Below are 26840 nucleotides of genomic sequence, written 5' to 3'. Positions count from 1 at the left end.
AGTCCACTCCCGCGACAGGTCTGCTCATTCTTCGCTCATTTTGTGGGCGCACGATGCGTCATGTGGAATTCGAGTTTTGAACCCTATCTCGCACGCAGGAGGTCATCGTGGAAGACAACGGACAAGTAGCTTATCGGCCTTACGTCGATGCATTGCTCGAACGATTGAAGACGCGAGCCGATCAGATGGTGGTGCGTTATCAAGAGCGCGACGTAACGGGAGACGCTCTGCGTCGAGCGATCTTTCGTTATGCACGTGCGCTCAAGGCAGTGGGCATCGGTCGAGGCTCGCTAGTCGCGCAGTTCGCCTCCAACTGCCCTGACGCGCTCGCCATTCGCTACGCAGCGAACCTTCTGGGTGCAGGGACGATGTTCCTGCCCGCGCTCGCCGACGCCAATCGCCGCACGGTACTGCTTGAACGGATTCGGCCCACGCTTCTGGTGGTCTTCGCGGAGACCGCTCAGCTTGTCCCCGTTTCTGTGAAGACGCGCGTCGTCGGGGTGGGCGCTGGTCCCGCATCTGCGCGACTCGACAAGCTCGCAGAGGCGCAATCCGAACTCCCGATGAAGAGCCGCGCCAAGGCGTACGACCTTGCGGTGATCGTCTCGTCAGGCGGCACGACGGGGGTGCCCAAAGGCAGCTATCGTTCGTTTGCTGCGTATTCCGCGATGGTCGGTGTAGCCGTTGACGAGGACAGGCGACAACTCGTCAACGGTCCGCTCGCGTACCTGTCGCAAGTACTGGTCGACAAGACGTTGGTCGGTGGCGGCACGATCGTGCTGGAACGTCGCTACGAACCCGCGCAGACGCTCGCGACGATCGAAGCGGAACGCATCACGGATGTGTTCCTCGTCGAGCCGCAGCTATTCGAAGTCATGGATCATCCGGACGTCCTCCGACGCGACCTCTCCTCACTCCGGTCGATTGCGCACGTCGGCGGATCAGCGCCCGCCATCCTGCGGCGACGCGCGATCGCGCGTCTGGGAACCGCTCTCACCCACATGTACGGAGCGAGCGAGGCAGGTCTCGTCAGCGTGCTGCCGGAAGCTGCCTACGACGCATCCGCGGACGTGCTCGGCAGTTCTGGATGCGTTCTGCCAGGCGTCGACGTGCGCTTTCGCCTCGCCGACGGAACGCTCGCGCGCATGGGGCAGCATGGAAAAATCGAGGTGAGGTCCCGCGCTGTTGCGCAAGGCTACTACCACCAGGAAGTCGAGTCGGCCCAGAAGTTTCAGGACGGCTGGTGTCTCACAGGCGATATCGGTTTCCTCGACAAAGCCAGCAGACTGCATGTTCTCGGACGCGCAACCGATGTCGCCGAAGTCGACGGACGCGCGATCGGTCCTACTCTGATTGAAGAGGTTCTGTGCCAGCTTTCCGGCGTGCGCTATGCAGTGGCTTTCGCTGCGAACTCTGACGCAAACGAGCACGGATGGATCATCGCGATCGAGCCGTGGAATGGAAGGAGGGTGGATGTCGCGCGATGCATGCGCGCGCTTGAAGCAGCGGTTGGCGTGCTCATTGCCGATGCGGTACGTATCTGCATCGTCGATCGCCTGCCTCTCACCGAGCAAGGGAAAGTAGACCGCGCCGCGATTGGGAGTATCGAGTCAGGCGATGCCAACTCTGATTTCGAATCGCAACGTGGACGTGCGATGTGTGCCGATCCGAGCCTTGGGGCGTCTTCCACGAGAGGGTTCGAACATCAAGCGTGACAGCACTATCGCGTTTGCCAGCGCCTCGAAAAGCACTCGTCAAATCATCGCACCGCTCACAGCATGATGAATCGACCGTCCACCACGTTCGACTGACCTGTAAAATAATCAAGAACGCGGCATGCAGGATCGATCCTTGGCGATATACGACAGACGGTCGATGCGCGGGCAATCCCAGGTGCTCGAATCCGGCGATTCAGAGTGCTACGATGCAGAAAAGCAATCGCCGAGGAACGGATGCAAAACCCCGCTCTGTTTCACGTCCTGATGGACTATCTGGAAGCGACCAGCGCAGCTCCAATGGACATCGAGCGCTTCATCGACCGATGGCATCGCCTGAGATCGCACGAGGCGTTTCCGTGTCCAGCCTGCTTCCTCGCGGGAGAAGAGCATCCACTTGCAGCATTGCCGGCGCGAGGCAAATCGGAGCGCGTCGAATGTGCTGCGTGTCGGACGCGGTTCAATATACCCATCGACGAGTAGCCTGAAGGGCAGTACCTCACGCTGGATTCCTTGATGAAAACAGGAGGCGGTCATGCACAAGGAGCTTGAAATTGGCGATTACCTGCTGGTCATAAGGGCAGAGCAGAAAGACGATCCCGCTGATACGGCAAAGGTTATTGGTTTCAATGCCCGCGTGATTGTAACTCGCATTGATCGAAAGCCGATTCACGGTTCCGTGCTGGCTGAGGACTCTGGTGAAATGACCGGTGGCCATGGGCCGTTCGAGACGGTGGGTGACGCCATTGCTCATGGCGAAGCCTGGGGAAGACACTTCGTCGCTCGCGTGTTGGGTGGTCAGTGAAAATCGATGCCGTGAGTTGTTCGCGGCAGCCCCGAACGACAAGGCTGGCATCGGATAAGATGCGCGGTCACGTTCCCTCGTGCCGCTGCGGCAAATTTTGTCACGGCAATCCGGTTGCGTTGGACACGCCCGTGCACAAGGCATCAGTTCGGGAACCTCTCGTAGCAAAGCTATAGGTCATGACACTGACGATATCAAAGGAGCAAAGGTGAGAAGGAAGGCGGAAAACAAGCTGAAAGTGGTCGCGGTACGAGTCGACCCGGAGATCGAACAAAGGCTGCGCTTACTGGCTGAGGTAACGGGACGCAAGCAGTCCTTTTTCCTCCAGCAATTGATCGAGAGCGGCATGGGCGCTATGGAGGAAGTTTGGTTGCCGCCGGCGGTTCTGGCGCAGGTCAGGGAAGGTGTGCTGCCGTCGCCGCTTTCGACGAGCGGCGCCACCTCGGACCTCTTTGCCGACTTGATCGACCAGAACACCTGACGCATTAGCTCGCTTACGCGACCTCGTGCGCTATCACATGACGCGTCTGTTCCATGCCGCAGGAAGACAGGCATGCGGCCTTGACTGCTATCTTCGGACGATACTCATAAGCTGGCATGTGACCGACCCGCTGCCAACATCGTCTAGATCAGGAACGCCAGGCTGCTTCCACACGCACGCGAAGCGCTCATGCTTGTCTCTGACAGGCATTGCATCGCTTTCGCTTTGATGCGCAAAACATTGGCGCTCGCGCCAATCAACGTCGACACGCTACCGCCTCGTTCTGAAGGTCCAGTATCGGAACATTTATGGCATCAAAACCTCGAATGAGGTGTCTGATGCAAAAAAAACTATTACCAATAAGCGCAATAATTCAGCCTGAAATCTCAATAGACATGTGAATATTGGGCGGTCAAATTTCCTACGTTGCTTCGATGTTTCCAGCTCCGCGGCAGCACGGACATGCGTTTTGGCTCCGACTGACCCGTCGTCGGAGCGGGGACGCTCCCATCAAGGTTCGAAGAGGAAATGGCCATGGCAAGAATAGGAGTCGACGTTGGCGGAACCTTCACCGATCTGGTCCTCGAGAGAATGGACAAGAACGATCGTGCGAAGGTTTTCGTCCACAAGGTTGCGAGCACGCCGCATGACCAGTCGGTGGGCGTGCTGCGCGGCGTCCTTGAGATTTGCGAGCTTGCGGGCGTCAAGCCGTCCGACGTCTCGATGATCGTGCACGGTACGACGGTCGCGACAAACATCACGATCGAACACAACGGCGCCGAAGTCGGCATGCTGACGACGCGCGGCTTTCGCGACATCCTGCATATCGGGCGGCACAAGCGGCCCCACAACTTCTCGCTGCAATTCGACGTGCCGTGGCAATCGCATCCGCTCGTGAAGCGCCGCAACCGGATCGCGATCACCGAGCGCGTCATGCCGCCGAGCGGCGAGATCGCCGCGGAACTGAACGAAGAAGAAGTGCTCGAAGCGGCGCGCGTCTTCAAGGCGCGCGGTATCAGTTCGGTGATCGTGTGCTTCCTGTATTCGTTTCTCAACGATACGCACGAACGGCGCGCCAAGGCGCTCGTTCAGTCGGTTCTGCCTGACGCTTACGTTTCATGCTCGTCCGAAGTCGTGAACGTGATTCGCGAGTACGAGCGATTTTCGACTACCGCGATGAATGCGTTCGTCGGGCCGAAAACCGCGCTTTACCTGAACAACCTCGAAACCAAACTGCGCGAAGCGGGCATCAACGCGCACTTGCGGATCATGCAGTCGAACGGCGGGGTATCGACGGTCGAGATGTGCGCGCAACGTCCGGTGTCGATCCTCATGTCGGGACTCGCGGGCGGCGTGATGGGCGGTCGGTGGGCGGGCGCGATGTCCGATGTGCGCGACGTGATCACCGTCGACATCGGCGGCACGTCAGCCGACTTCAGCACGATCCCCGACGGGCAGGTCAAGATCATGAACCCGCGCGACACCTACGTCGGTGCCTACCCCGTGCTCGCGCCGATGATCGACATGGCGACGATGGGCGCGGGCGGCGGCTCGATCGCCTACATCGACGAAGGCGGCGCGTTCCGCGTTGGTCCGCGCTCGGCGGGCGCCGACCCGGGCCCCGCATGCTACGGCCGCGGCGGCACCGAACCGACCGTTACGGATGCGCAGGTCGTGCTCGGCCGACTCGATCCGGATCAGTTCCTGGGCGGCGGCGTGAAGATCGATCCGGAGCTTGCGCATCGCGCGATCGAGGAAAAAATCGCGCGCCCGCTCGGCATGAGCGTGACGGAAGCAGCGCTCGGGATCATCCGGATTCTCAACTCGAACATGTCGCTCGCGATACGCGCGAACTCGGTTGCCAAGGGCTTCGATCCGCGCCGCTTCGCGCTGCTTCCGTTCGGCGGCGCAGGCCCGTTGAACGGCGTGGCACTCGCGGAAGCGGTCAGCGCGCGGGAAGTGATCGTGCCGCCGGCCCCGGGCATCACGGCCGCGATCGGCCTGCTCGTCACCGACATGCAATACGAATTCACGCGTTCGGTGCTGACGGTGCTCAAGGATCTGACGCAGGATGGGGTCGAAAGGATCAACGCCGTCATCAATGATCTGACCACGCAATGCCGCGCGAGCCTCGATGCGGACGGCGTGCCGGGCTATCGCCAGAGCTATTTGCGCATCGCGGAGTGCCGCTACCACGGACAGGGCTTTGAATTACGCGCGGACATCCCGGACGGCGCCGTGAGTCTTGCGAACGTCGAGCAGATCAAGACGAATTTCCACGCGCAGCACAAACGCGACTACGGCTGGGCGTTCGATGACGTCGATGTCGAGATCGTCACGGTGCGCATCATCGGCGTGGCGAAGACGCCCGCGCTCCAGTGGCCCGCGCTGCCGGTCGGGTCTGCGCGTCCCGACGACCGCGCGCTCATGTTCGTGCGCCGCACGACCTTCGACGACGGAGAGACTTACGACACGCCTCGCTATGACCGAAGTCTCCTGCTTGCCGGCAACACGCTGGACGGCCCCGCGATCGTGATCCAGCGCGATTCGACGACGCTCGTGCCACCGGGCTATCGCGCGCGCGTCGTGGCGAACGGCAACATCCATATCAACCGTCAAGCGGCATAAGAGGAGCAGATCATGGAAAACGGACGCGTTGATCCGGTCACCTTGCAGGTGATCAGTGGAGCGCTGCACACGATCGCGGAGGAGATGAGTCATGTGCTGTACCGCATGTCGTTCTCTTCGATCATCCGGGAATCGCAGGACATCGGGGCTGGCCTCTTCGATCTCGGCTTTAATACGCTGACCGAATCGGAGGGCTCGCCGCTGCACATCGGCTCGATTCCCGCCTATCTGCGCGGCATCGATCGATGCCTTCAAGGCGGCAAGTGGGAAGAGGGCGATGTAGTCATCCACAACCATCCCTATTACGGCGCGAGTCACAGCCCTGACCTGTGCATCGTCGTGCCGGTGTTCTGGCACGGCGAACTCGTGGGATTTGCCGCTAACACGGCACACCACGTCGATATCGGCGCGGCGACGCCGGGGCTCATCATCGATATCCCCGACGTATTCGCCGAAGGCATGCTCTTCGCGGGCGTCAAGCTGTACGAGCGCGGCAAGCGCAACGATGGCCTCTGGCAATTCATCAGCTACAACAGCCGCACGGCGCGCCAGACGAAAGACGATATCGATGCACAGATCGCCTCGGCGCAACTCGGCGCGCGGCGCATGCAGGAACTGCTCGAGTCTTACGGACGCGAGACCGTCTTCGGCGCCGCCAACCAGTTGATGGCGTACACGGAAACGATGATGCGCGCCCGCATCGCCGAGATTCCGGATGGCGACTATCGCGCGGAAGGTTTCCTCGACGACGACGGCCTGAACCGCGAAAAACGCTTACCCATCAAAGTGTGCGTGAAGATTCGCGGCAACAGCGTCGAAGTCGATTTGACCGGCTCGGCCGATCAGGTCCCGACGGGCTTCAACGTCCCGTTCGAAGGTTCGACGAAGCCGGCCTGCTACTGCGCGTTCCGGGCAATTCTCACCGACACGGCGCTCATGGACGTCAAGCTGCCGCCGAACGAAGGATCGTTCCGGCCGATCAGCGTCGTCGCGCCCGAGGGATCGATCTTCAACCCGATTTTCCCGGCGGCGGCGGAAGCGCGCTTCACGCAGTGCAACCGCATGATCGATCTGATCATCAAGGCGCTGTCTCCGGTCCTGCCTGGGCGCACAACCGCCGGCAACTCGGCGACGCTCTCGTTCGCGGCTTATTCGGGGATTCGTCCGGCAGGCGACTACTGGGTGTTCCTGGAAGTCAACGAAGGCGCATACGGCGGCCGGCCGGCATCCGACGGCCCGGATTCGATCGACAACCTGATGGCCAACACGCGCAACAATCCGATCGAGGATCTCGGCATGCACTTGCCGATGGTCTGCGACCGGTACGAACTCCGCGATGACGTTCTGCCGGGCGCCGGCATGTATCGCGGCGGCATCGGCGTGGTGAAGACGCAGCGTCTTCTCGAAGGCGGAACGATCACGCACGAATCGGAGCGTCATCTCGACGTGCCCTGGGGCGCGTTCGGCGGGCATGAGGGCCAGGTGGGCAAGGTAGAGATCGTGGGCGCGGATGGTTCGGTCCGTCAGATGCACGCGAAGTTCTCCAACATCGCGTTGCAGCCGGGCGAAGCGATGGCGTACTACGCGCCCTGTGGCGGCGGTTACGGCGATCCGTTGCAGCGGCCACCGCGTCAGGTACTCGACGACGTCCTGGACGATTTCTGCACCATCGATCACGCGCGCGCGGCCTACGGCGTCGTGATCACGCCCGATCTCACGCTCGACGTGCCGGCTACCGAGGCGTTGCGCGCCGAACTTCACGGCTGATCCGTAGCACCGCGAGCCGGGCAACCCGGCTCGCGTCGTCTTTCAAGCCAGTCCCAATCCAATAGCCAAACATGCCAGTCAATGGAACGCCATTGACTGGCGTGACCGCGCGCGTGCGCGCCAGGAGAGCAACGATGAAACGAGAAGAGGCTTTATCAAAGACCATCTGGACGCCGCCGCCCGTCGATGCGCGCGACGTAAGCCGGGCAAGCTGGACGGCGTTCCTTGCGTGGGTGTTCGCGGTCTACGACTTCATCCTGTTCGGGACGCTATTACCCGAAATAGGCACGCACTACGGATGGAGCGAGGCGCAACAGGCCGAGATCGCTACCTACGTCGCGATCGGGACGGCTGTCGTCGCATTTCTCGTCGGCCCGATCGTCGATCGGTTCGGGCGGCGCGCCGGCATGATCACCACGGTCGCGGGCGCCGCGCTGTGCTCGGGACTCACTGCCGCCGCCGGAAACGCGGGGCAGGCGGTACTCGTGCTCGTGCGTTCACTCGCGGGCCTGGGCTACGCCGAGCAGACCGTGAACGCGACCTACCTGAACGAGATGTACGCGGCCCTCGACGATCCGCGCATGGAGCGTCGCAAGGGCCTCTTCTACAGCCTCGTGCAAGGCGGCTGGCCGATCGGCGCGCTGGTCGCGGCTGGATTGACCGCTGCGCTGCTGCCGTTCGTGGGATGGCGTGGTTGCTTCATCTTCGCGACGTTCCCCGCCATCGCGATCCTGCTAATGACCCGCCGTCTCAAGGAGAGCCCGCAGTTTCTTCTGCATCGGCGCATTGTCGAGACGGAGCGCAGCGGAGACAAGTCGGGTGCTCGCGATCTCGCGCGTGCGCACGGCCTCGACTATGAGAAGCATGGCGCTGGCATCAGGGGCGCGTTTCGTGGACGGGCGCTGCGCAGCACGATCGTGCTCGGGCTGAGCTTCATGCTCAACTGGTCCACGATCCAGGTCTTCAGCGTACTCGGGACGACCGTCATCACCAAGGTCCACGCGTTGTCTTTCCAGAGTTCGCTTGTCGTGCTGGTGCTATCGAATGTCGTCGGGTACGCGGGCTATGTCGCGCATGGGTTCATCGGCGATCGCTTCGGGCGGCGCAACACGATCGTGGCGGGATGGTTGCTCGGCAGCGTTTCGTTCCTCGGCATGCTGCTCGCGCCGAGCGACTTCTCCATCGTCGTCGCGCTCTACAGCGCGGGCCTCTTCTTCCTGATCGGGCCGTACGCGGCGGCACTGTTCTTCATTGGTGAAAGCTATCCCACATCGATCCGCGCGACGGGCGGCGCGATCGTAACGGCAATGGGGCCGATCGGCGCGGTGATCGCGAGCGCCGGTGTCACCGCGCTTCTCGCGCATGGCGGGTCGTGGAAGGAGGGCGCGTTGTACTTTGGTGTGCTCCCGTGCCTGGCGTCGGCACTGCTGATGCTGTTCGCGCGCAAAGGCGGCGAGGGCTCGGACAAATGAGGCGATCCAGGGCACTGACACGGCTTGCCGCAGCAGCAATGGTCTCGTTCCATGCGCACGCAGCGCACGCCCAGTCGACGGTTCAGCTTTACGGGCTCGTCGACGCATGGGCCGGCTCGTCGAAGCCGCTCGGCAGCGAGCGAGCGTGGACGGTCGGCGGAGGCGGCATGTCGACTTCGTACTGGGGCATGCGCGGCACCGACGATCTTGGCGGAGGCTGGCGCGCGACCTTCACGCTTGAGGACTTCTTCAGGCCGCAGAACGGGCGCGCAGGCAGCTTCGACGGCGAGCCGTTCTTCGGCCGCAGCGCCGAGGTCGGCATCGGCGGTCCTTACGGGTCGGTTCATCTCGGACGGATCGTCACGCCGTATTTCGTGACGACGGTCCTGTTCAACCCGTTCATCGATTCGTACACGTTCTCGCCTGCGGTTCTGCAAACCTACTTGGGCGTGAACGGACAAGGGCTCGTCGGCGGATACGCCTGGAACAATGCGGTGGCTTATCGCTCGCCGGTCCTCGCGGGGTTCAACGCCAATGTGGTCTACGCGCTCGGCAACCAGGCCGGCGACGGAAACGCCCACAAATGGGGCGGATCGGTTTCGTACGCGGGCGGGCCAGTGTCCATAAGCGTCGCTTTCCAGAGCCAGCCATTCGATACGACGCCAGGCGACCTCGACGCAATCACCCCAGGCTTCTCGCGCCAGACTGCCGTGCAGGCCGCGCTGCTCTGGGACCTGAACGTCGTGCGGTTCTACGGCCAGTATCAACGCATCGCAAACGATATCAGCGGCGCCGACACGACGATCAACGGCGTGCAGCTCGGCCTTGCCGTTCCGATCGGCGAAGGGAAGGCGCTCGCGTCGTACATGCATTCGAAGTCCTCGGGCGGATCGCATGTGAGCCGAAGCACGCTTGCACTCGGCTTCGACTACAACCTCTCGCGGCGAACGGACGCGTACACCGCGATCCTCGCGGAGCGAGCCACTTCGCTTTCGTCGGCATTGACATACGGCGTCGGCATCCGAAGCCGATTCTGACCAAACGTGACTCAGCGTTCGCGGCGGCCCGGTTCCCTCCGGGCCTTTTTCATCGAGGTTCCGAAGCGCTTTTATTGATACCGAATGTGGTAACAAAACGAGCCAAACAGTAATTGGACTCACAATAATGTCGAACCTATAGTTTCCCTGCCGACACACATGGCAAGCACTGTCCCAGAGAACTTTCGGAGATGAAGAGATGAACGCAGGATTGAACGAAATGTTGGCGCAAGCCTTTGCAGAATCGACAAAACTCTATCAGGAGCGTGGTTTTCAGCGGCGCGTGGGATTTGGAAAGAAGCCCGCGCTGATCAACGTCGATCTCGCGAATGCGTGGACCCGGCCGGGCAACCCGTTCACGTGCGAACACATCGACGACCAGATCATCCCCGGCGTGCAGCGCCTGCTCGCCGCGTGCCGTGAGAACAATCATCCGGTCATCCACGTGACGACGTGCTATCAGGTGACCGACCGCAACAACCCGCATACCGACATGGGCCTCTGGCACAACAAGATCCCCGTCGACGTCGTCGATCAGGCGGACGAAAACCTGTGGGCCATCGATTCGCGCATCGCACCGATCAAGGGCGAGCAGGTGCTGATCAAGAAGCGCGCGAGTTCGTTTCATGGCACCTACCTTGCCGGTTTCCTGCGCGCGGCAGGCGTCGACACGATTCTCGTGACCGGCGTGACGGCTTCCGCCTGCGTGCGCACGACACTCTGCGACGGCCTGGCCGAAGGCTTCCGCACGATCGCGGTGCGCGAATGCATCGGTGACCGCGTACCGGGCGCGGTCGCCTGGAACCTCTTCGATATCGATGCGAAGTTCGCGGATGTCGAATCGGTCGATCGCTGTGTCGACTATCTGCAAACGGTGAAAGGCTGAGCGCGAACGCGGGCCGCATGGCGGCTCGCGAATTTACGCTGTGCGTTTTGATCGGCAACCAACCCAGCATGCCGCGACGAATCCTGTTTCAAGCGGCATGCGACCTTCGGAGAGAGCAGTGTTCAATGCAACGCACACGATCGACGAATTCGACCCTGAACTCGGTTCTGCGATGGCGCGCGAGCGGGAGCGTCAGGAGCGTCACATCGAACTGATCGCATCGGAAAACTATGTGAGCCGGCGCGTCCTGAAAGCCCAGGGCTCCGCGCTCACCAACAAGTATGCGGAAGGCTATCCGGGCAAGCGGTATTACGGAGGATGCGAGCATGTGGACGTTGTCGAGTCGCTCGCGATCGACCGTGCGCGCAGGCTTTTCGGCGCAGCTTATGCGAACGTGCAGCCGCATAGCGGGTCGCAGGCGAACGCTGCGGTGTATATGGCGCTGCTCGAACCGGGCGATACGATTCTCGGCATGAGCCTCGCACACGGCGGGCACCTTACGCACGGCGCGAAGGTATCGTTCTCCGGGAAGCTGTATCGCGCGCTTCAGTATGGGATCGATCCGCGAACCGGTTCGATCGATTACGACGAAGTGGAACGGCTCGCGCTCGAGCACAGGCCCCGGATGATCATCGCCGGCTTCTCAGCCTACTCGCGCGTGCTCGACTTCGAGCGATTTCGCGCGATCGCGGACCGGATCGGTGCGTACCTGTTCGTCGATATGGCACATGTGGCGGGGCTCGTCGCAGCGGGCCTCTATCCGAATCCGATAGCGCATGCCGATGTCGTGACGACCACCACGCACAAGACGTTGCGCGGACCTCGCGGCGGTTTGATTCTGGCGCGCGCGAACCCGGAGATCGAAAAGAAGCTGAATGCGACAGTGTTCCCCGGCATTCAGGGCGGCCCGCTCGCACACGTCATCGCGGCCAAGGCTGTAGCGTTCAGGGAAGCGCTTGATCCGTCGTTCGTGCGCTATCAGGAACGGACGATCGCGAACGCACGGACGATGGCATCGGTATTCAAGCAGCGCGGCTACGATATCGTCTCGGGCGGCACCGATAACCATCTCTTTCTCGTGAGCCTGATCGGTCAGGGGACCACCGGAAAGGAGGCGGACCTCGCCCTCGGCCGCGCGCACATCACCGTGAACAAGAATGCGGTCCCCAACGATCCCGAGTCGCCGTTCGTTACGAGCGGCATCCGCATCGGTACGCCAGCGATCACGACACGGGGCTTCGGCGAGGCGGAAGCGGCAAGCACGGCATCGCTTGCCTGCGACGTGCTCGACGCAAAAGGACATGAGCCCGTTGTTGCGCGTGTGCGTGACGAAGTGGCTGCGCTGTGTGAACGCTTCCCGGTCTACGAGCGAGGAGGCGCAAATGCTCAAGCGATCTGAGCATCCGGCGCTGCGTCGTGTGGCGGTCACGGGTCTGGGGCTCGTCACGCCGCTCGGAGTCGGCGTCGAGCACGTATGGTCGAAGCTCGTCGCGGGGAACTCGGGCATCGGCGCTATCGATCGATTCGATACGTCGGATCTGCCGTGCCGCATCGCGGGCCTCGTTCCGCGAGGACGCTATGCGGACGGCGGCTTCGACGAAAGCGAATGGCTGCCGGCCAGGGACTCGCGCAAGATGGACCTGTTTGCGAAATATGCGATGACAGCCGCGGCCCAGGCACTCGACGACGCCGGTTGGCATCCCGCGACGGACACCGATCGCGAGCGCACGGGCGTCCTGATCGGTTCCGGTATCGGTGGGTTGCCGGGCATCTCGGAGGCCGCTGTCGCCCTTCACGAGAAGGGTCCGCGAGCGATCTCTCCCTTCTTCATTCCGTCGAACCTCGTCAATCTCGCTGCGGGACATGTGGCGATCCGGCATGGCTTGCGCGGACCGACGCACGCGGTGGCGACCGCTTGTGCAAGCGGGGCGCATGCGCTGGGCGATGCGGCGCGCATGATCATGCTCGGCGACGCCGACGTGATGATCGCAGGCGGCGCCGAAGCGGCCGTATGCCGCCTCGGCATGGCGGGTTTCTGCGCGGCTCGAGCGCTCTCGACCTCGTTCAACGACGATCCACGCGCGGCATCGCGTCCGTGGGATGCGCAACGCGACGGATTCGTGATGGGCGAAGGAAGCGGCATTGTCGTGCTGGAGGACTACGAGCATGCGCTGCGGCGCGGCGCGCGCATTCACGCCGAACTGATCGGGTACGGCATGTCGGGCGACGGCCATCACATCGCCGCACCGCGTGCCGACGGCGACGGCGCCGCTCGCGCGATGTCGATGGCGATCGGGCGCGCGGGCATCGAACCGTCTGCCATCGACTACGTCAACGCGCACGCGACATCGACACAAGCCGGCGACGAAATCGAACTGAAGGCGATCACGCGTGTATTCGGCGGGCATGCGACGCAGGGGCTTTCCGTCTCCTCGACGAAAGGCGCGCTGGGGCATCTGCTGGGTGCGGCGGGAAGCGTCGAGGCGATCATCAGCATCCTCGCGATGCGCGCGCAAATCGCGCCGCCGACGCTCAACCTTTACGAAGCGCCTCAGCAATTTCGTGACATCGATCTCGTGGCGCTTTCGGCGCGGCCGCGTCCGATCCGTTACGCCCTGTCGAATTCCTTCGGCTTCGGCGGAACGAACGCGGCGCTCGTGTTCGCGAGACCTCAATAGAACGCTGACCGATTTGCAACTTGACGATTCGATGACTTTCCCGGGGAGAACGGCATGAGCGAGAGCGCATGGCAGGGAGCAGTGTTGGAAGATGAAGCGCGGCCCCATTCGCAAGCGACGATCGACGCGACGTATCGCAAGATCACGCTGCGCCTGATTCCGTTTCTTTTCATCTGCTACGTGGCCGCGTACCTTGACCGGATCAACATCGGATTCGCGCAGCTTCAGATGCGCAGCGACCTCGGGTTCAGCGACGCCGTCTATGGGTTGGGCGCGGGTATCTTCTTCGCCGGATATTTTTTGTTCGAGGTTCCGAGCAACCTCATCCTCGAACGCATCGGCGCGCGCAAGACGCTGATCCGGATCATGCTTCTGTGGGGATTGACCTCCGCGGGCATGATGTTCGTCAAGTCGCCCGTCGCGTTCTACGTGATGCGCTTCATGCTCGGCGTATTCGAAGCCGGGTTCTTTCCGGGCATGATCTTCTACCTCACGTACTGGTATCCGTCCGCGCGGCGCGGCCGCGTCATGGCGCTCTTTCTCACTGCTGTCGCGATGGCCGGCGTCCTGGGCGGCCCGGTGTCCGGCTGGGCGCTTAATCATCTCGATGGCGTGCATGGACTGCAGGGCTGGCAATGGCTGTTCCTCGTGGAGGGGCTGCCTTCGTGCGTGCTAGGGATCGTCGCGTTCTTCTATCTCGACGACAACCCGCGACAGGCACGCTGGCTGACCGACACCGAGAAAGCCGTCGTCGTGCATCAACTGCAAAGGGATCGCGATGCTTCGTCGCTCTTTGATCAGCACACGTTCGGCAGCGCGCTCAGGAGCGCACGCGTCTACTCGCTCGCGTTCGTCTGGTTCACGTTCATCTGCGGCGTCTATGCGATCAGTTTCTGGCTGCCGACGCTGATCCGCGCGGCAGGCGTAACCGATGCCTACTCGGTCGGCATGCTGTCAGCCATTCCGTACGGCGTTGCGGCGGTCACGATGGTGCTCGTCAGCCGTCACTCCGACCGATCCCGTGAGCGCAGACGGCACACCGCGAGTTGCGCGATCATCGGAGCGATTGCAATCTCGGCGATCTCTCTCGCAGGCAACGATCTCAAGCTGGCACTCGTTTTGATCAGCGTGGCGACCGCGGCGATCTTCACGTTGCAGCCGCTGTTCTGGGCGATCACGACCGATTTCCTGGCCGGCACGCGAGCGGCGGCGGGGACGATCGCGTTCATCAACAGCCTCGGCCTGCTCGGCGGATTCGCGAGTCCCAGCATGCTCGGTTTCGTCAAGACGATGACGGGGAGCCTGACAAACGGCCTGTACGTCGTGTCGGCACTGCTGGTGGTGGGCGCACTCATCACGCTCCGATCGGCCAAAGCGCCGGTAAGATGAAGGCTCGTCGCGGAACCTGCACGGAACGATTCCGGCGACGCTAACTCACGAGCACACGGCGGCGGCACATGCGAATCGACGTTCATCACATCCGGGCTTTCCTGGCGGTCGCCGAGGCGCTGCAGTTCAGCGTAGCCGCCGACCGTCTGCACATGACGCAGCCGGCGTTGAGCCGCATCATCAAGGCGCTCGAGGAGTCGGTGGGCGCGGCGCTCCTCGCGCGCACGACGCGACGCGTCGAACTGACCAACGCGGGGCGCGTGTTCGCCGAGCACTGCCAGCTCGCGCTCACGCATATCGATCAGGCGGTGACGCTCGCCCGGCGCGCGGAGGCGGGTAACATCGGGCATCTGCGCATCGCCTACATGGACTTCGCGATCAACGGCACGTTGCCCGGTATCGTCGAGTCGTTCGGCAAGAAGTTTCCGTCGATCAGCATCGATCTCGTGCACATGCCGAGCACGGTGCAGAAGGAAGCGATGCTCGATTCGACCATCGACGTCGGGTTCATGATCGGACCGTTTTCGGCGCCGAACGTCGAGACGCGCGTCTTCGGGCGCGAGCCGATGGTGGCGCTGCTGCCCGCCGCTCATCCACTTGCTGCGAGAAAGACGCTGCGGCTTGCCGACCTTGCTGAAGAGCGCTTCGTGCTCGGCGCGCCGCATTCGTGGGAAGCGTTTCGCCATCACTTCTTCTCCATCTGCCATCGCGCGGGATTTTCTCCGACGATCGCGCAGGAAGCGTCCACCAGCGACGGGATCATCGGCCTCGTCGCGGCGAACACGGGCGTCAGCATCTATCCCGAATGCATCCGGAACATTCAGCGCAGCGGACTGTGCATCCGGCCGCTTGCGGACAAGGACACGGCGATCGATATGGTCGTCTGCTGGCGTGCGGATACGCGCAATCCGTCGGTCGAAACGTTTGTCAGCGAGTTGACGATGACGGCGCCGCGTCGCAACGCGCGATAGGTTCGCAAGTGCTGCCTGCGAGACGCGGCCGCACGGTTAGGGGGTCTGCAGCGTCCCGTCCTTCAGGCGTGTCTGCGTCCACGTCGTAATGGTGTTTTCGCACGGATACTTCGCGGCTTCTGCTTCGTCGATATCGACGCCGAGCCCTGGCTTGCCGTTGGCATAGACGTGTCCGTTCCTGAACTCAGGCAAGCCGGGAAACACATCGAGCAACGCGGCTCTTGGCCCTTTGAGTTCCTGGATCACGAAGTTGGGCGGCTCGGTACCCGACCATTCCTGCACGCCGAAATTGCGCGACGCGAGATCGATATGAATGTTCGCGGCGTGCGCGAGCGGCGACATGTCGCCGGGCCCGTGCCACGCGGTCCTGACGCCGAATTGCTCCGCGAAAATCTGCAGCTTGCGCCCGGCCGTGATTCCGCCGATCTGGCTCAAGTGAACGCGTATGAAGTCGATCAAACGTTCGGTGATCAGAAAGCGCCATTCCGATGGATTGTTGAAGAGTTCGCCTTGAGCCAGAGGCGTAGTGGTCTTTGCTCTGAGCTGCCGCATCCATTCGCCTTCTTCCAATGCGATGGCATCTTCGAGGAAGAACAGGTCGTACCGTTCCAGCTCGCACGCGAACTTGATGGCCTCGACAGGCTTCAACCGTTCATGCACGTCGTGACATAGCGCGACGTCGAAGCCTATTTTGCTGCGAAGCCCGTCGAACAGCTTGAGCGTGTCGCGCATGTACTTGCGGCTGTCGAGATACACGCCGTCGGGTGCGCCTTGTGGTGCGCCCGACGGCGCCTTGCCGAAGCCACCGCCGCCGTAGCCGCCCCTTTGGCAGCGGATATGCGTGATGCCCTGCTCGCGATATCGCTGGATGTTCTCGCACAATTCGCTGAGATCGCGGCCATCCGCATGACGATAGATCGGCACGCCTTCGCGGCACTTGCCGCCGAAGAGCTGATATAGCGGCATGTTCGCCGTCTTGCCCTTGATGTCCCACAACGCCATGTCGATGCCGGAGATCGCGTTGTTCTCGATCGGTCCATTGCGCCAATAAGCGTTCTGATGCATCAACTGCCAGAGTTCTTCGATCGCTTCAGCGTCGCGGCCGATCAGGAGCGGCCGCAGATACTCTTCGATCAGACATTTGACCGCGACATGCCGGTAAGCAAACGTCGCGCATCCGAGGCCATAGAGACCGGCCTGATTCGTCTCCACCTTCACGACGATCAGGTTGATGCCTTCCGGCGCGGTCAGGATGACCTTTACATCGGTAATCAGGGTTGCCATTTCGTGTCCGCCAGGATCGGGCGCGTTGCGCGTGCCGCGCACGAGCGCCCAGGATTCATATGTGTCATGCGCGCTTACGTGCGGCCCACGGCGAGCGGCGCATCGCGCTTTGCACGCTCGTCCGAACGCGCGGGGACGGTGATCATCAGGATGACCGAGAGCAGCAGGGCGCCTGCCATGAACATGTACGAAGCGGCAGGGCTGCCCGTCGCGCCGTTCAGATACCCGACGACCCACGATCCGCAAAACGCGCCCAGTGCGCCGCACGCATTAATGAGGCCGATCGCGCCGCCCAGCACGTTGCTCGGAATCAATTCGGGCACGAGTGCAAAGAACGGTCCGTAAGGCGCATACATCGACGCACCGGCGATGACCAGCAGCGCGAACGAGAGCCAGAAGTGCGTGCTGCCGAGCAGATACGAGCCCACGAACGCAATGGTCCCGATGAGCAGCAGCGGCCAGACGAAGAGCTTGCGGTTGCGCGTCTTGTCGGAGAGCCACGAGGCGAGCAGCATCAGGATGATCGCGCCGAGATATGGCACGGCGGCGAGCCAGCCGACCGACACGATGTCGATAGTGGACGCCTGCTTCAGGATCGACGGCAGCCACATGATGAAGCCGTACACGCCGATGCTCCACAACGCGTGGATGGCACAGAACTTGAGTACGATCGACGAACGAAACGCGGTCTTGTAGTCGCGTACCGGTGCGATGTGCGCCTGCTCGGCCTTGAGGCGCGCGGCGAGTTCGGTCTTTTCGGCTTCGCTCATCCACGGCGCATCGGCGGGGCGGTCCTTGACCGTGAACCACCAGACGATGGCCCAGGCGATCGCCGGCAGCCCTTCGATGACGAACATCTCGCGCCAGCCGAAGCTGTGCACCAGATAGCCCGACACGACCGACATCCACAGCACCGTCACCGGATTGCCGAGAATCAGGAACGTGTTGGCACGCGAGCGTTCGGTGCGCGTGAACCAGCGGCTGATGTACATCAGCATCGATGGCATCACGGCCGCTTCCACCACGCCGAGCATGAAGCGCAGCACCATCAGCATCGGAATGTTGCTGACCATGCCGGTCGCCGCCGCGCACAGTCCCCACAGGATCAGGCTGAAGAAGATCAGCTTCTTCACGCTGTTGCGCTGCGCGTAGATCGCGCCAGGCACCTGGAACAGGCAATAGCCGAGAAAGAACAGCGAGCCGATCAGCGACGACATGCCGTGCGTGATGCCGAGATCCTTGTCGATCCCGGCGGCAGCGGCAAAGCCGTAGTTCGCGCGGTCGAGGTAGGCGAGGCTATAGGTAATGAAGATGATGGGCATCAGATACCACCATCTTTGAGGTGCCACAGGTTTGACGCTTTCCATGATGTCTCCGGATCGTTACTGCAAGCGATGGGTTAGGCGCGGGCTGTTCTTCTTGTTCCCGCGAAGTCCTGGGTTCAGAGCACGGCGAGCCAGCCGCCGTCCACGTAAATGATCTGGCCGTTCACATAGCTCGATGCCTGCGACGACAGGTACACCGCTGTGCCGACGAGCTCTTCCGGCTTGCCCCAGCGTTGCGAGGGATTGCTGCTCTTGACCCACGCATCGAAGGCGGCGTTGTCGACCAGCGCCTGGTTCATGTCGGTGAGGATGTAGCCCGGGCCGATCGCGTTCGCCTGAATATTCGACGACGCCCACTCGGCGCTCATCGCGCGGGTCAGCATCTTGATGCCCCCCTTCGCCGCCGTGTAGGCACCGACCGTCGCGCGGGCGCTTTCGCTCGTCAGCGAGCCGATGTTGATGATCTTGCCGCCCGTGCCGCGCGCGATCATGCGGCGCGCCGCCTCTCTCCCGACGATGAACGCGCTCGTCAGGTTCGTGTCGATCACGCGCTGCCAGTCGGCGAGTTCGAGTTCGACGAGCGGCTTGCGAAACTGGATGCCCGCGTTGTTGATAACGATGTCGACCTGCACGCCGTCCTTGTCCCATTGCGCGAATGCGTCGGCAACGGCGGCTTCGTCGGTGACGTCGAAGGCGCGGCCTTGCGCCTTGAAGCCTTTGCTTTCGAGACGGTCCGCCGCTTCGGCAACGGTTTCGGCGCGCGTGCCATTCAGGATCACGTTTGCGCCCGCGGTGGCAAGCCCTTCGGCGAGCGCGAAGCCGATGCCTCTTGCGGAGCCCGTAACGAGCGCTGTGCGGCCACTCAGATCGAATAACGATGTCATGCGTTTTCCTTTCGGGTGTTGAGACGAGGCGCGAGTGCGCCCCTCGCGGCCGGCTTGCCGGTCGCGATGAATGTGTGTGTGGGTTGCGGTGCTTAAGACGTCAGGCGGGCTTCTCGTTGACGGTGTTGTTCAGCGCGGCCCGATCCTCGAAGTCCTTCTCGGCGCGCCGAATGAGCGTGAGGACCGCTTGTTCCGCGGCGTCCGGGTCGCCTTGCTCGATCGCGATGCAAAGCGCTTCGTGCATCGGCAGCGAACGAGCCGGCCCGCCCGCGATTTCCGAGCTGAGTTCGAAGCTCGTGCGCAGGATTGCCGACAAGGCGTTTTGCATCTGCTGCACGAACTGGTTGTGGCAGGCGGTGAGGATTGCGCCGTGGAAGGCGAGGTCGGCGGGCACGTATTCGCCGTGGCCCGCGACGGCTCGTTCCATCGCCTTGTAAGCGCGCCGCACGGCCTTGCGGTCATCGTCCGTGGCGCGCTTGGCGGCGAGCTTGGCGGCATTCGGCTCGATGATCAGGCGCAACTCCATCAGATCCTCGATAAGGCCGGGGTCGAGCGTTCCCGCTCGTGCGCGCCACGTGATCACGTCCGGATCGAACAGTTGCCACTGCGAGCGGGGGAGCACGATCGTGCCGTAGCGGCGGCGTACTTCGAGCATGCCTTTGGCGGAGAGGGATTTCATCGTCTCGCGGATCGTGATGCGGCTGACCTGCATTTGTTCGGCGAGAACGGGTTCGGCGGGCAGAATATCTCCCGGCGCGAATTTGCCGGAGCAGATTTGCTCGCCCATCTGGTTCAGAACCTGCCGGTGCAAGGTTGCCATCGATTTATCTCTCTAGGTCATACGTATGATGTAGAAAGATAGACGTACGCGTTTTTTCGCACAATCCGGGAAGACCCGAAGCGATGGGATTGGGGCCGGGCTTCGACTGGAGACGCAAGGGCGGGGTTACGGCGGGCGCAAGTCCCGGCGACGAGTGATAAGCGGGACTCGCGACACCGCACGGATGGCTCTGTTGACGCGAAGAAAGGTAAGCGTTGCTGGCTCGCTTTGCAGGCGCCCGCTACGGCCGCGGCAAATCCTGCAGCATGTTCATGAACTCGCGGACCTTCGCGCTCAAGAGACGCCGTGAGTGGTAGAGCGCCCAGATTTCCACCGGTGCGCCAGCCGCCGTCCCCCAGCAAACGAGTCGTCCCGCCGATACGTCGTGCTCGACCAGCAGTTTGGGCAAGACCGCCGCGCCCACCCCCTGCAGCACCGCGTCGCGCACCATCATCAAGGATGAGAAACGCAATACCGGTATCGGCCTGAGCACCCTCGAACCGCCGTCTGCGGTCTGCATGTTCCAGATCGCGCCAGATGGTGTCGCAGCCCGCACGACGGCCGGCACCGGCAACCCGTCTGCGTCAGAACCTGACGCCATCGGTATCGACATCGTTGGAGCCGCGACGATCAGGCGTTCGTCACCGAGGATGCGCCGTCCCACGAGCTGTTCGTCCTGCGGCGGATCGATACGAATCACGAGGTCGTAGCCGTCCTCCACCGGATCGACGATACGATCTTCCGCGATGACCTCGAGTTCGACCTGCGGATAAGCCAACGCAAAGCGCGCGGCGATCTTGCCCAGCACCACGTGCGCGAAAACGACAGGCGCACTGATGCGCAACCGCCCACGCGGAATCGGGCCGCGCGACGCTATCGCCGTGCCTGCCTCCTGAATCTCCGCCATGAGGCCTTGCGTGCGCTCATGGAGGACGCGTCCCTCTTCTGTCAGACGCAAGGTGCGCGAGCCACGCTCGATCAGCCTCACGCCCAGGGATTCCTCGAGTTCGGCCACGCGCCGCGACAGCGTGGCTTTGGGTCGATCGAGTGCGCGACTGGCCGGTCCGAAACCACCGTAGAGTGCGACCGCGTTGAAGTCGGAGAGTGACGTCAAATCCATGATCGTTCCGGAGGCGAGACGAGATGTATCGATTCTGGCACTTTCGTCCATGCCACGGAACGACTATCGTCTCTCTTACGGGCCGACCCGGCTCATCCACTTCAAGGAGTTCGTTATGGCAATTCTCGTAACCGGCAGTACGGGCGTGATCGGCAAGCAGATTCTCGAGCAACTGGGCGGTACGGGCGCGGAAATGCGGGCGCTGACCCGTTCACCAGAGAAGGCTCAATTTCCTGCTGATGTCACCGCGATCAAGGGCGATCTATCAGACGTCGACGCGGTGCGGCAAGCGATGCGCGGCGTCAGCACGTTGTTCCTGCTCGCCCCCAATGCCGCCGATGAACTGACGCAGGCACTGCAGACCTTGAGCGTCGCGCGGGAAGCCGGCGTGAAGGGCGTCGTTTATCTGTCGGTGTTCAAGGGCGCCGACTATGTCGACGTGCCGCACTTCACCGGTAAATACACGGTCGAACGAATGATCGAGCGGCTGGACGTGCCGGCGACGGTGCTGCGTCCCGCGTATTTCATCCAGAACGACGTTCGCCAGAAAGAGTCGCTGCTGACGCACGGCGTCTACGGAATGCCGATTGGTGCGAAAGGCATTTCCATGGTCGATGTCCGTGATATCGGCGACGCTGCCGCGCGCGAACTTCTGCGCCGCGAGCGTGCCGCGAGCCCGTTGCCGCGCGAGACATACGAACTCGTCGGCCCCGACGCGATCGATGCGGAGAATGTGGCATCGATCTGGGCCGAGGCGCTGGGACGTCCGATCCGCTATGGCGGCGACGATCTCGACGTGCTCGAACAGCGCCTCAAGGTGGTCGGACCCGCGTGGCTCGCCTACGACATGCGCCTCATGATGGGGCGATACCAGCAGGACGGCGCGGTCGCTTCGACAGCGGAAATCGAACGCGTGGCGACGCTGCTCGGACGGCAGCCGAGATCCTACCGGGACTTTGCCGTCGCCACGGCTGCGACGTGGGCTGATGCGTGACGCTCAGGACGCGCGTCCTCGTTTTTCGTCAGCTAATGCTCGCGACGATACTTTCGGTCTTCTGCCTGGGCTTCATCGTGTCGCGCGGTCCTGCAAGACCGAAATGACTCGCTAACGTATCGACGACATTGTCTGCCATGCGCAGGCGCGTTTCCTCGGTCGCCGAGCCGATATGCGGTGTCAGCACGAGTCTGCGATCCCGGATCAGTGCTTCAGGAACTGCTGGCTCATGTTCGAACACATCTAAAGCGGCGCCGGCGATCCTGTCGGCGGCCAGGGCAGCGATCAGTGCCGTCTCATCGATCACGGGACCGCGCGAAATATTCACGATGTACCCGCGAGGACCGAGCGCATCGATGACGGCGGCATCGACCAGATGATGGGTTGCAGGTGAAAGAGGGCAGGTCAGAATCAGCATGTCGCTGTCTTGCGCCAGCCGGACCACGTCGTCGTAATAAGGGAGGTCGATCGGCTTGCGGGTTGGACCGAAATACGCAATGCCCGACCCAAGCGCCTGCAATCGTTTGGCGATCGCCGAGCCGATCGCACCGAGTCCGACAATGCCGATCTTCATTCGTGAGATGGAGCGGCCAAGCCGGTAGTGTTTCTCTTCCGGCCAGCGTCCGGCGCGAACGAAGGCGTCGGCATTCACGAAGTCACGGGTCACGGCGAGCGCGAGTCCGAGCGCCGCATTCGCCACATCCTCGGCGAGGATATGCGAAGTCGTCTCGATCCTGATCGCTCGCGCCCTGGTTGCCTCGACGTCCACGTTGTCGAGGCCGGCGCTATAGCTGGAAATGATCTCGAGAGCGGGAACGGCGTCGAGGAATGCTGCGTCGATTTTCGTTTTGCGCAATGCGATGCCACGAATCTCACGCCCATGTTCTTTGAGAAACGCGGATGCGGCTGCGGGTTTCTTTGGCAGATCGAGGACCGTGAAAAGTTCCTTGAGCTCCGCATTCGTGCGTTCAGGCAATTCGGCCGCATTCAGGATGATCGGTTTAAGCATTTCCAGTGGTTTGCATGAGTTGGAATCGATTGAAGGCAGGACGGCTCACGCGCTCATCTTCACGCGTTCGATCTTTCCCATGAAGAAGAGATAGATCACGGCCGCGACCAGGCAATGCGCGGCAACGAAGTAGAGCCCGACGGTGTAGGCGCCCGTCGCCTGAACGATGTATCCGAAGGCGATCGGCGTCACGATACCGCCGATATTGCCCACGCAATTGAAAATCGCACCCGCGAGACCGACTGCTTCGCGCGGAGCCGTATCGCTGACGATGGCCCACGTGCCGGCGCCCGCAGCGGCCCCCTTGCCGAAGAAAGCCAGTGCCATCAAAAGCACGACTACCGTGTTGCTCTCGGCGAAGGCCGACAGGACGAGGCTGCAGCCCACCGACATCCCGACGATATACGGCGTCTTGCGAGCCCATGAGACGCTCCATCCGCGGCGAATGAGCCAGTCCGAGATGGCGCCGCCAGCGATGCCGCCGAGGAAGCCCGAAATGGCCGGGATCATCGTCGCGAAGCCTGCCTGCATGACGTTCATGCCACGCGCCTGGACAAGGTAGATTGGAAACCAGGTGATGAAGAAGTAGCTCAACGCAATGGTGCAGTATTGACCGATATAGGCGCACCACAGCATCCGGTTGCCGAGCAGCATGCGCGCCAAGCCCCGCGACAGCTTCGGACGGGCCAGCAACTCCCGCTTGGAATCGATGTCGACCATCGCGCCGCCAGCGATGATGTGGTCGAGTTCGCCCTTCGACACACGAGGATGGTTGCGCGGCTCATGCATCATGACGGCCCACGCGCCTGCCGCTGCGATACCGATCACGCCCAATGCGAAGAACGGGGCGGGCCAGCCGAACTTCGCGACGAGCCAGCCGGCGAACGGAGAGAATATCGCGACTGCAAAGTACGATGCCGATGCAAACAGCGACGTGGCAAGACCACGCTCCTGTTTCGGGAACCACATGACGGCGACGCGGCTGTTGGCCGGGAAGCTCGGTGCTTCGATCAGGCCAAGCGCGAAGCGCAGCGCAAAGAGCAGGCCGAGGGCAACGGAGACGTCCGACGTGAAATTACCGATAAAGCCGACGAGGATAGTCGCGACCGACCACAGGACAAGCGTCGAACCGTAGATCATCTTCGTGCCGAGACGATCGAGCAGCAAGCCGCCAGGAATTTGCCCCACTACGTAGGCCCAGCTGAAGGCCGAAAGTACATAGCCGAGCTGCACGTGGTTCAGGCCGAATTCCTTCGAAATTCCGGGTCCGGCGATAGAGAGAATGGCGCGATCGGCGTAGGCCACGGTAGCCAGCAACAGGATCATTGCGAGAACCGTATATCGCGTACGGGTCGTCTGATTTGAAGCGGTCGCTATATACTGCGTGGTACGTTCTGACGCCATCGATGTCTCCTTTAATGTCCCTGAATGGCTTGCAAGGGCAGAGAGTCGCGACCGATGCAGCAAGCGGCGCTGCTGTCGTCCGGACATTTCCGCGTGGCTCTTGTCAGGGGCGGTTTATGTTTTGCATTAGACCCACCCCACCCATCACGGTCAATCTTGATTGAGATAATCAATGTGAAGAACTGGATGACCCAGGAAGAAGCCTGTGAGGCCTTGGGTGTGCGCCAGCAGACGCTGTATGCCTATGTCAGCCGCGGACAAATCGAAGTTCGAGGAGACCCGGCTCATTCGAACCGCAAGCTCTATAGGGAAGCGGACATCGCGGCGTTACTCAGCAAACGCAAGCTAAGACGCGCGCGCAAGTCCATTGCCGCGAGCACGATGGCGTGGGGTGAACCCATCGTCAGCACGCAAATCTCGACGGTCGTCCGGGAACGGCTGTATTACCGTGGCGCGGACGCAATCCGGCTCGCCGGCCATGCATCGCTGGAAGCGGTCGCACAGCTTTTGTGGGACTCGTCTGCGCTGCCGCACTTTCCATCCTTCGCGCCCGATCATGGCGTCGATGCTTCCCAGGCACGCGCCTATGCTGCAATTGGGCGCGCCGCAGCAGAAGGGAGGTCGGCACACGGGCTCCCGATGCACGACATGTGTCAGGAGGCGGCGGTGTTGATCGGTCGCTTAGCAAGCGGCTTGATCGACTTGCCAGCGGAAGCGGATGCACTTCACTTGAGAATCGCTCGTGCCTGGAACGCGGAGATGCATGCGGACCTGTTGCGTCGGGTGCTGGCGATGCTTGCTGATCAGGAACTGACCAGTTCGGCGTTTGCCGCACGCGTGACGGCGTCGACGGGGGCGTCGCTCGGCGCCTGCATGCTTTCAGGTCTGGCGACGTTGTCCGGACTTTTGCATGGCAACGCCAACGTGCGGGTGCGGGCTCTTCTTGACGATGTGAAACAGTCGGGCATCGAGACCGCGGTACAACGCTGGACGGCAAGCGGCGCGGCGCTGCCGGGCTTTGGACACCCGCTCTATCCGCAAGGCGACCCGCGAGCGCAGGCGCTCTTCCAGGCCTTCGAGCCCTCCGAGCAGTCACGCGCACTGATTGCGCACGTCGAAAGTCTGACAGGGCAGAAGCCAGCGATCGATGTAGCACTGGCTTGCCTGGCGGAACACTGCCATTTGCCCGACGGGGCAGCTTATTCGCTATTTGCGATCGGCCGGAGCGTCGGCTGGATGGCCCACTCCATCGAACAGTTTCAGAGCGGCTCTCTCTTGCGCCCCAGAGCGCATTACATCGGCCCCGCGATTGCCGAGGTCAAGGATGTCGAGCGCTGAAGTTGCTTTCTTGTCGGCGGCTTCGTCGTGGACGAGGCGCGGTTCGGGCTAACGGGACCGGATGCGATCCGATACAATCAGTAACACTCCCCGCCACCCTCCGACCTTGGCCGCGCCATGTTCTCGCCTGTCCTGCCCGCTCGCACGCTGACCGCCGACGTCGCGAGCCAGATCGAAAAAATGATCCGCGAAGGGCATCTCGCCGCGGGCGCGAAATTGCCGCCCGAGCACGAACTGATCGAATCGCTGAGCGTGAGCCGCACGGTGCTGCGCGAGGCAGTCGCGGCATTGCGCGCTCAGGGTCTGCTGACGAGCCGGCGCGGCGCCGGCGTATTCGTCGCGGAATTGCCGCCGCAGCGGCCGTTCCACATTCGCCCTGAAGATCTCGCAGCCTTGCCGCGCGCACTCGATCTGCTGGAATTTCGCGCGGGCATCGAAGTGGAATGCGCGGGTCTTGCCGCACAACGGCGCACAGACGACCAGGCGAAGTCGATCAGCGCCGCGCGCGCCGCGATGTCGGCGGAGCTGAAGGCGGGACGTCCCGGCGTCGAAGCCGATGCGGCGTTTCACATGTCGATTGCCCAGGCTTCGAACAATCCTTACTTCCCCGACTTCCTCAACTATCTGAGCAACGTCGCGATGTTGCCGCGCACGCAGTTGCACGGCAACGACGAAAGCGAGGACAGGGCTTACGCGAAACTCGTCGACAAGGTTCACGTCGCGATCGAAAAGGCGATCATCGCGGGCGACGCCACCGCCGCCCGCGAAAATATGCGCACGCACTTCCTCGTCGCGGCGCAGCGTTACCGGGGCGGCAACGAGAAGTAGGGCGT

Annotated in this window: 22 protein-coding genes; 15 read left to right on the top strand and 7 right to left on the bottom strand. The window is 62.4% G+C overall.

Going from position 1 to position 26840, the window contains the following annotated elements; translation table 11 throughout:
- Window positions 1–107: 107 nt before the first annotated feature.
- The 12 genes from AWB65_RS07130 (at window position 108) to AWB65_RS07075 (ending at window position 15829) form a co-directional block, all read left to right on the top strand.
- The gene (locus AWB65_RS07130; RefSeq protein WP_087666470.1) at window positions 108–1715 is read left to right on the top strand and encodes a class I adenylate-forming enzyme family protein; all 1608 of its coding nucleotides are present in this window, start codon (window positions 108–110) and stop codon (window positions 1713–1715) included.
- 535 nt (window positions 1716–2250) lie between these two features.
- A complete protein-coding gene (locus AWB65_RS07125; RefSeq protein WP_087666469.1) occupies window positions 2251–2520 on the top strand; it encodes a hypothetical protein in 270 nt (89 codons plus the stop codon).
- Between the two features lie 208 nt (window positions 2521–2728).
- Complete coding sequence (locus tag AWB65_RS07120) at window positions 2729–3001, top strand: YlcI/YnfO family protein (RefSeq protein WP_087658554.1); 273 nt, start codon at window positions 2729–2731, stop codon at window positions 2999–3001.
- 534 nt (window positions 3002–3535) lie between these two features.
- On the top strand, window positions 3536–5629 hold the full coding sequence (locus AWB65_RS07115; protein ID WP_087666468.1) for a hydantoinase/oxoprolinase family protein: 2094 nt from the start codon (window positions 3536–3538) through the stop codon (window positions 5627–5629).
- Window positions 5630–5641: 12 nt separating this feature from the next.
- The gene (locus AWB65_RS07110) at window positions 5642–7396 is read left to right on the top strand and encodes a hydantoinase B/oxoprolinase family protein (protein WP_087666467.1); all 1755 of its coding nucleotides are present in this window, start codon (window positions 5642–5644) and stop codon (window positions 7394–7396) included.
- Window positions 7397–7530: 134 nt separating this feature from the next.
- Complete coding sequence (locus tag AWB65_RS07105; protein ID WP_087666466.1) at window positions 7531–8868, top strand: MFS transporter; 1338 nt, start codon at window positions 7531–7533, stop codon at window positions 8866–8868.
- Between the two features lie 38 nt (window positions 8869–8906).
- Window positions 8907–9905, top strand: a complete 999-nt coding sequence (locus AWB65_RS07100; RefSeq protein ID WP_235007532.1) for a porin — start codon at window positions 8907–8909, stop codon at window positions 9903–9905.
- A gap of 199 nt (window positions 9906–10104) precedes the next feature.
- Window positions 10105–10791 (top strand): isochorismatase family protein, encoded by a 687-nt coding sequence (locus AWB65_RS07095; RefSeq protein ID WP_087666464.1) that lies wholly within the window; start codon window positions 10105–10107, stop codon window positions 10789–10791.
- A 118-nt stretch (window positions 10792–10909) separates the two neighbouring features.
- Window positions 10910–12190, top strand: coding sequence for a serine hydroxymethyltransferase (glyA, locus tag AWB65_RS07090; protein WP_200821677.1), 1281 nt, complete (start codon window positions 10910–10912; stop codon window positions 12188–12190).
- On the top strand, window positions 12174–13469 hold the full coding sequence (gene fabF / locus AWB65_RS07085) for a beta-ketoacyl-ACP synthase II (RefSeq protein WP_087666462.1): 1296 nt from the start codon (window positions 12174–12176) through the stop codon (window positions 13467–13469). The genes glyA and fabF overlap by 17 nt, the downstream gene beginning before the upstream one ends.
- Window positions 13470–13523: 54 nt before the next feature.
- Window positions 13524–14858, top strand: coding sequence for an MFS transporter (locus AWB65_RS07080; RefSeq protein WP_087666461.1), 1335 nt, complete (start codon window positions 13524–13526; stop codon window positions 14856–14858).
- A 68-nt stretch (window positions 14859–14926) separates the two neighbouring features.
- Window positions 14927–15829, top strand: a complete 903-nt coding sequence (locus tag AWB65_RS07075) for a LysR family transcriptional regulator (RefSeq protein WP_087666460.1) — start codon at window positions 14927–14929, stop codon at window positions 15827–15829.
- A gap of 36 nt (window positions 15830–15865) precedes the next feature.
- Here the strand turns inward: AWB65_RS07075 and AWB65_RS07070 are convergent, their stop codons facing one another.
- The 5 genes from AWB65_RS07070 to AWB65_RS07050 all read right to left on the bottom strand — a co-directional run bounded on the left by AWB65_RS07070 (window position 15866) and on the right by AWB65_RS07050 (window position 21262).
- Complete coding sequence (locus tag AWB65_RS07070) at window positions 15866–17113, bottom strand: enolase C-terminal domain-like protein (RefSeq protein ID WP_087666459.1); 1248 nt, start codon at window positions 17111–17113, stop codon at window positions 15866–15868.
- A gap of 74 nt (window positions 17114–17187) precedes the next feature.
- The gene (locus AWB65_RS07065) at window positions 17188–18480 is read right to left on the bottom strand and encodes an MFS transporter (protein WP_087666458.1); all 1293 of its coding nucleotides are present in this window, start codon (window positions 18478–18480) and stop codon (window positions 17188–17190) included.
- A gap of 74 nt (window positions 18481–18554) precedes the next feature.
- Window positions 18555–19322 (bottom strand): SDR family oxidoreductase, encoded by a 768-nt coding sequence (locus tag AWB65_RS07060; RefSeq protein WP_087666457.1) that lies wholly within the window; start codon window positions 19320–19322, stop codon window positions 18555–18557.
- 100 nt (window positions 19323–19422) lie between these two features.
- Window positions 19423–20142: a FadR/GntR family transcriptional regulator gene (locus AWB65_RS07055; protein WP_087666456.1), complete on the bottom strand. Its 720-nt coding sequence runs from the start codon at window positions 20140–20142 to the stop codon at window positions 19423–19425.
- A 241-nt stretch (window positions 20143–20383) separates the two neighbouring features.
- Complete coding sequence (locus AWB65_RS07050) at window positions 20384–21262, bottom strand: LysR family transcriptional regulator (protein WP_087666455.1); 879 nt, start codon at window positions 21260–21262, stop codon at window positions 20384–20386.
- Window positions 21263–21377: 115 nt separating this feature from the next.
- Between AWB65_RS07050 and AWB65_RS07045 the strand changes: the two genes are divergently transcribed.
- Window positions 21378–22256: an NmrA family NAD(P)-binding protein gene (locus AWB65_RS07045; RefSeq protein WP_087666454.1), complete on the top strand. Its 879-nt coding sequence runs from the start codon at window positions 21378–21380 to the stop codon at window positions 22254–22256.
- 28 nt (window positions 22257–22284) lie between these two features.
- On the opposite strand, the gene AWB65_RS07040 is transcribed toward AWB65_RS07045, so the two are convergent.
- Both AWB65_RS07040 and AWB65_RS07035 read right to left on the bottom strand, forming a co-directional pair.
- The gene (locus AWB65_RS07040; protein ID WP_087666453.1) at window positions 22285–23265 is read right to left on the bottom strand and encodes a 2-hydroxyacid dehydrogenase; all 981 of its coding nucleotides are present in this window, start codon (window positions 23263–23265) and stop codon (window positions 22285–22287) included.
- Window positions 23266–23310: 45 nt separating this feature from the next.
- Window positions 23311–24669, bottom strand: a complete 1359-nt coding sequence (locus AWB65_RS07035; protein ID WP_087666452.1) for an MFS transporter — start codon at window positions 24667–24669, stop codon at window positions 23311–23313.
- A 186-nt stretch (window positions 24670–24855) separates the two neighbouring features.
- Here AWB65_RS07035 and AWB65_RS07030 point away from each other — a divergent pair, with 186 nt between their 5' ends.
- Together AWB65_RS07030 and AWB65_RS07025 are read left to right on the top strand one after the other, a co-directional pair.
- Window positions 24856–26007, top strand: coding sequence for a citrate synthase family protein (locus AWB65_RS07030; RefSeq protein ID WP_087666451.1), 1152 nt, complete (start codon window positions 24856–24858; stop codon window positions 26005–26007).
- Window positions 26008–26124: 117 nt separating this feature from the next.
- Entirely contained in the window at window positions 26125–26835 is a 711-nt protein-coding gene (locus tag AWB65_RS07025) for a FadR/GntR family transcriptional regulator (protein WP_087666450.1), read from the top strand.
- Window positions 26836–26840 lie beyond the last annotated feature (5 nt).

It is taken from the genome of Caballeronia humi, from assembly GCF_001544475.1.
Classification (GTDB): domain Bacteria; phylum Pseudomonadota; class Gammaproteobacteria; order Burkholderiales; family Burkholderiaceae; genus Caballeronia; species Caballeronia humi.
This window is presented reverse-complemented; position numbering and strand designations above follow the sequence as displayed.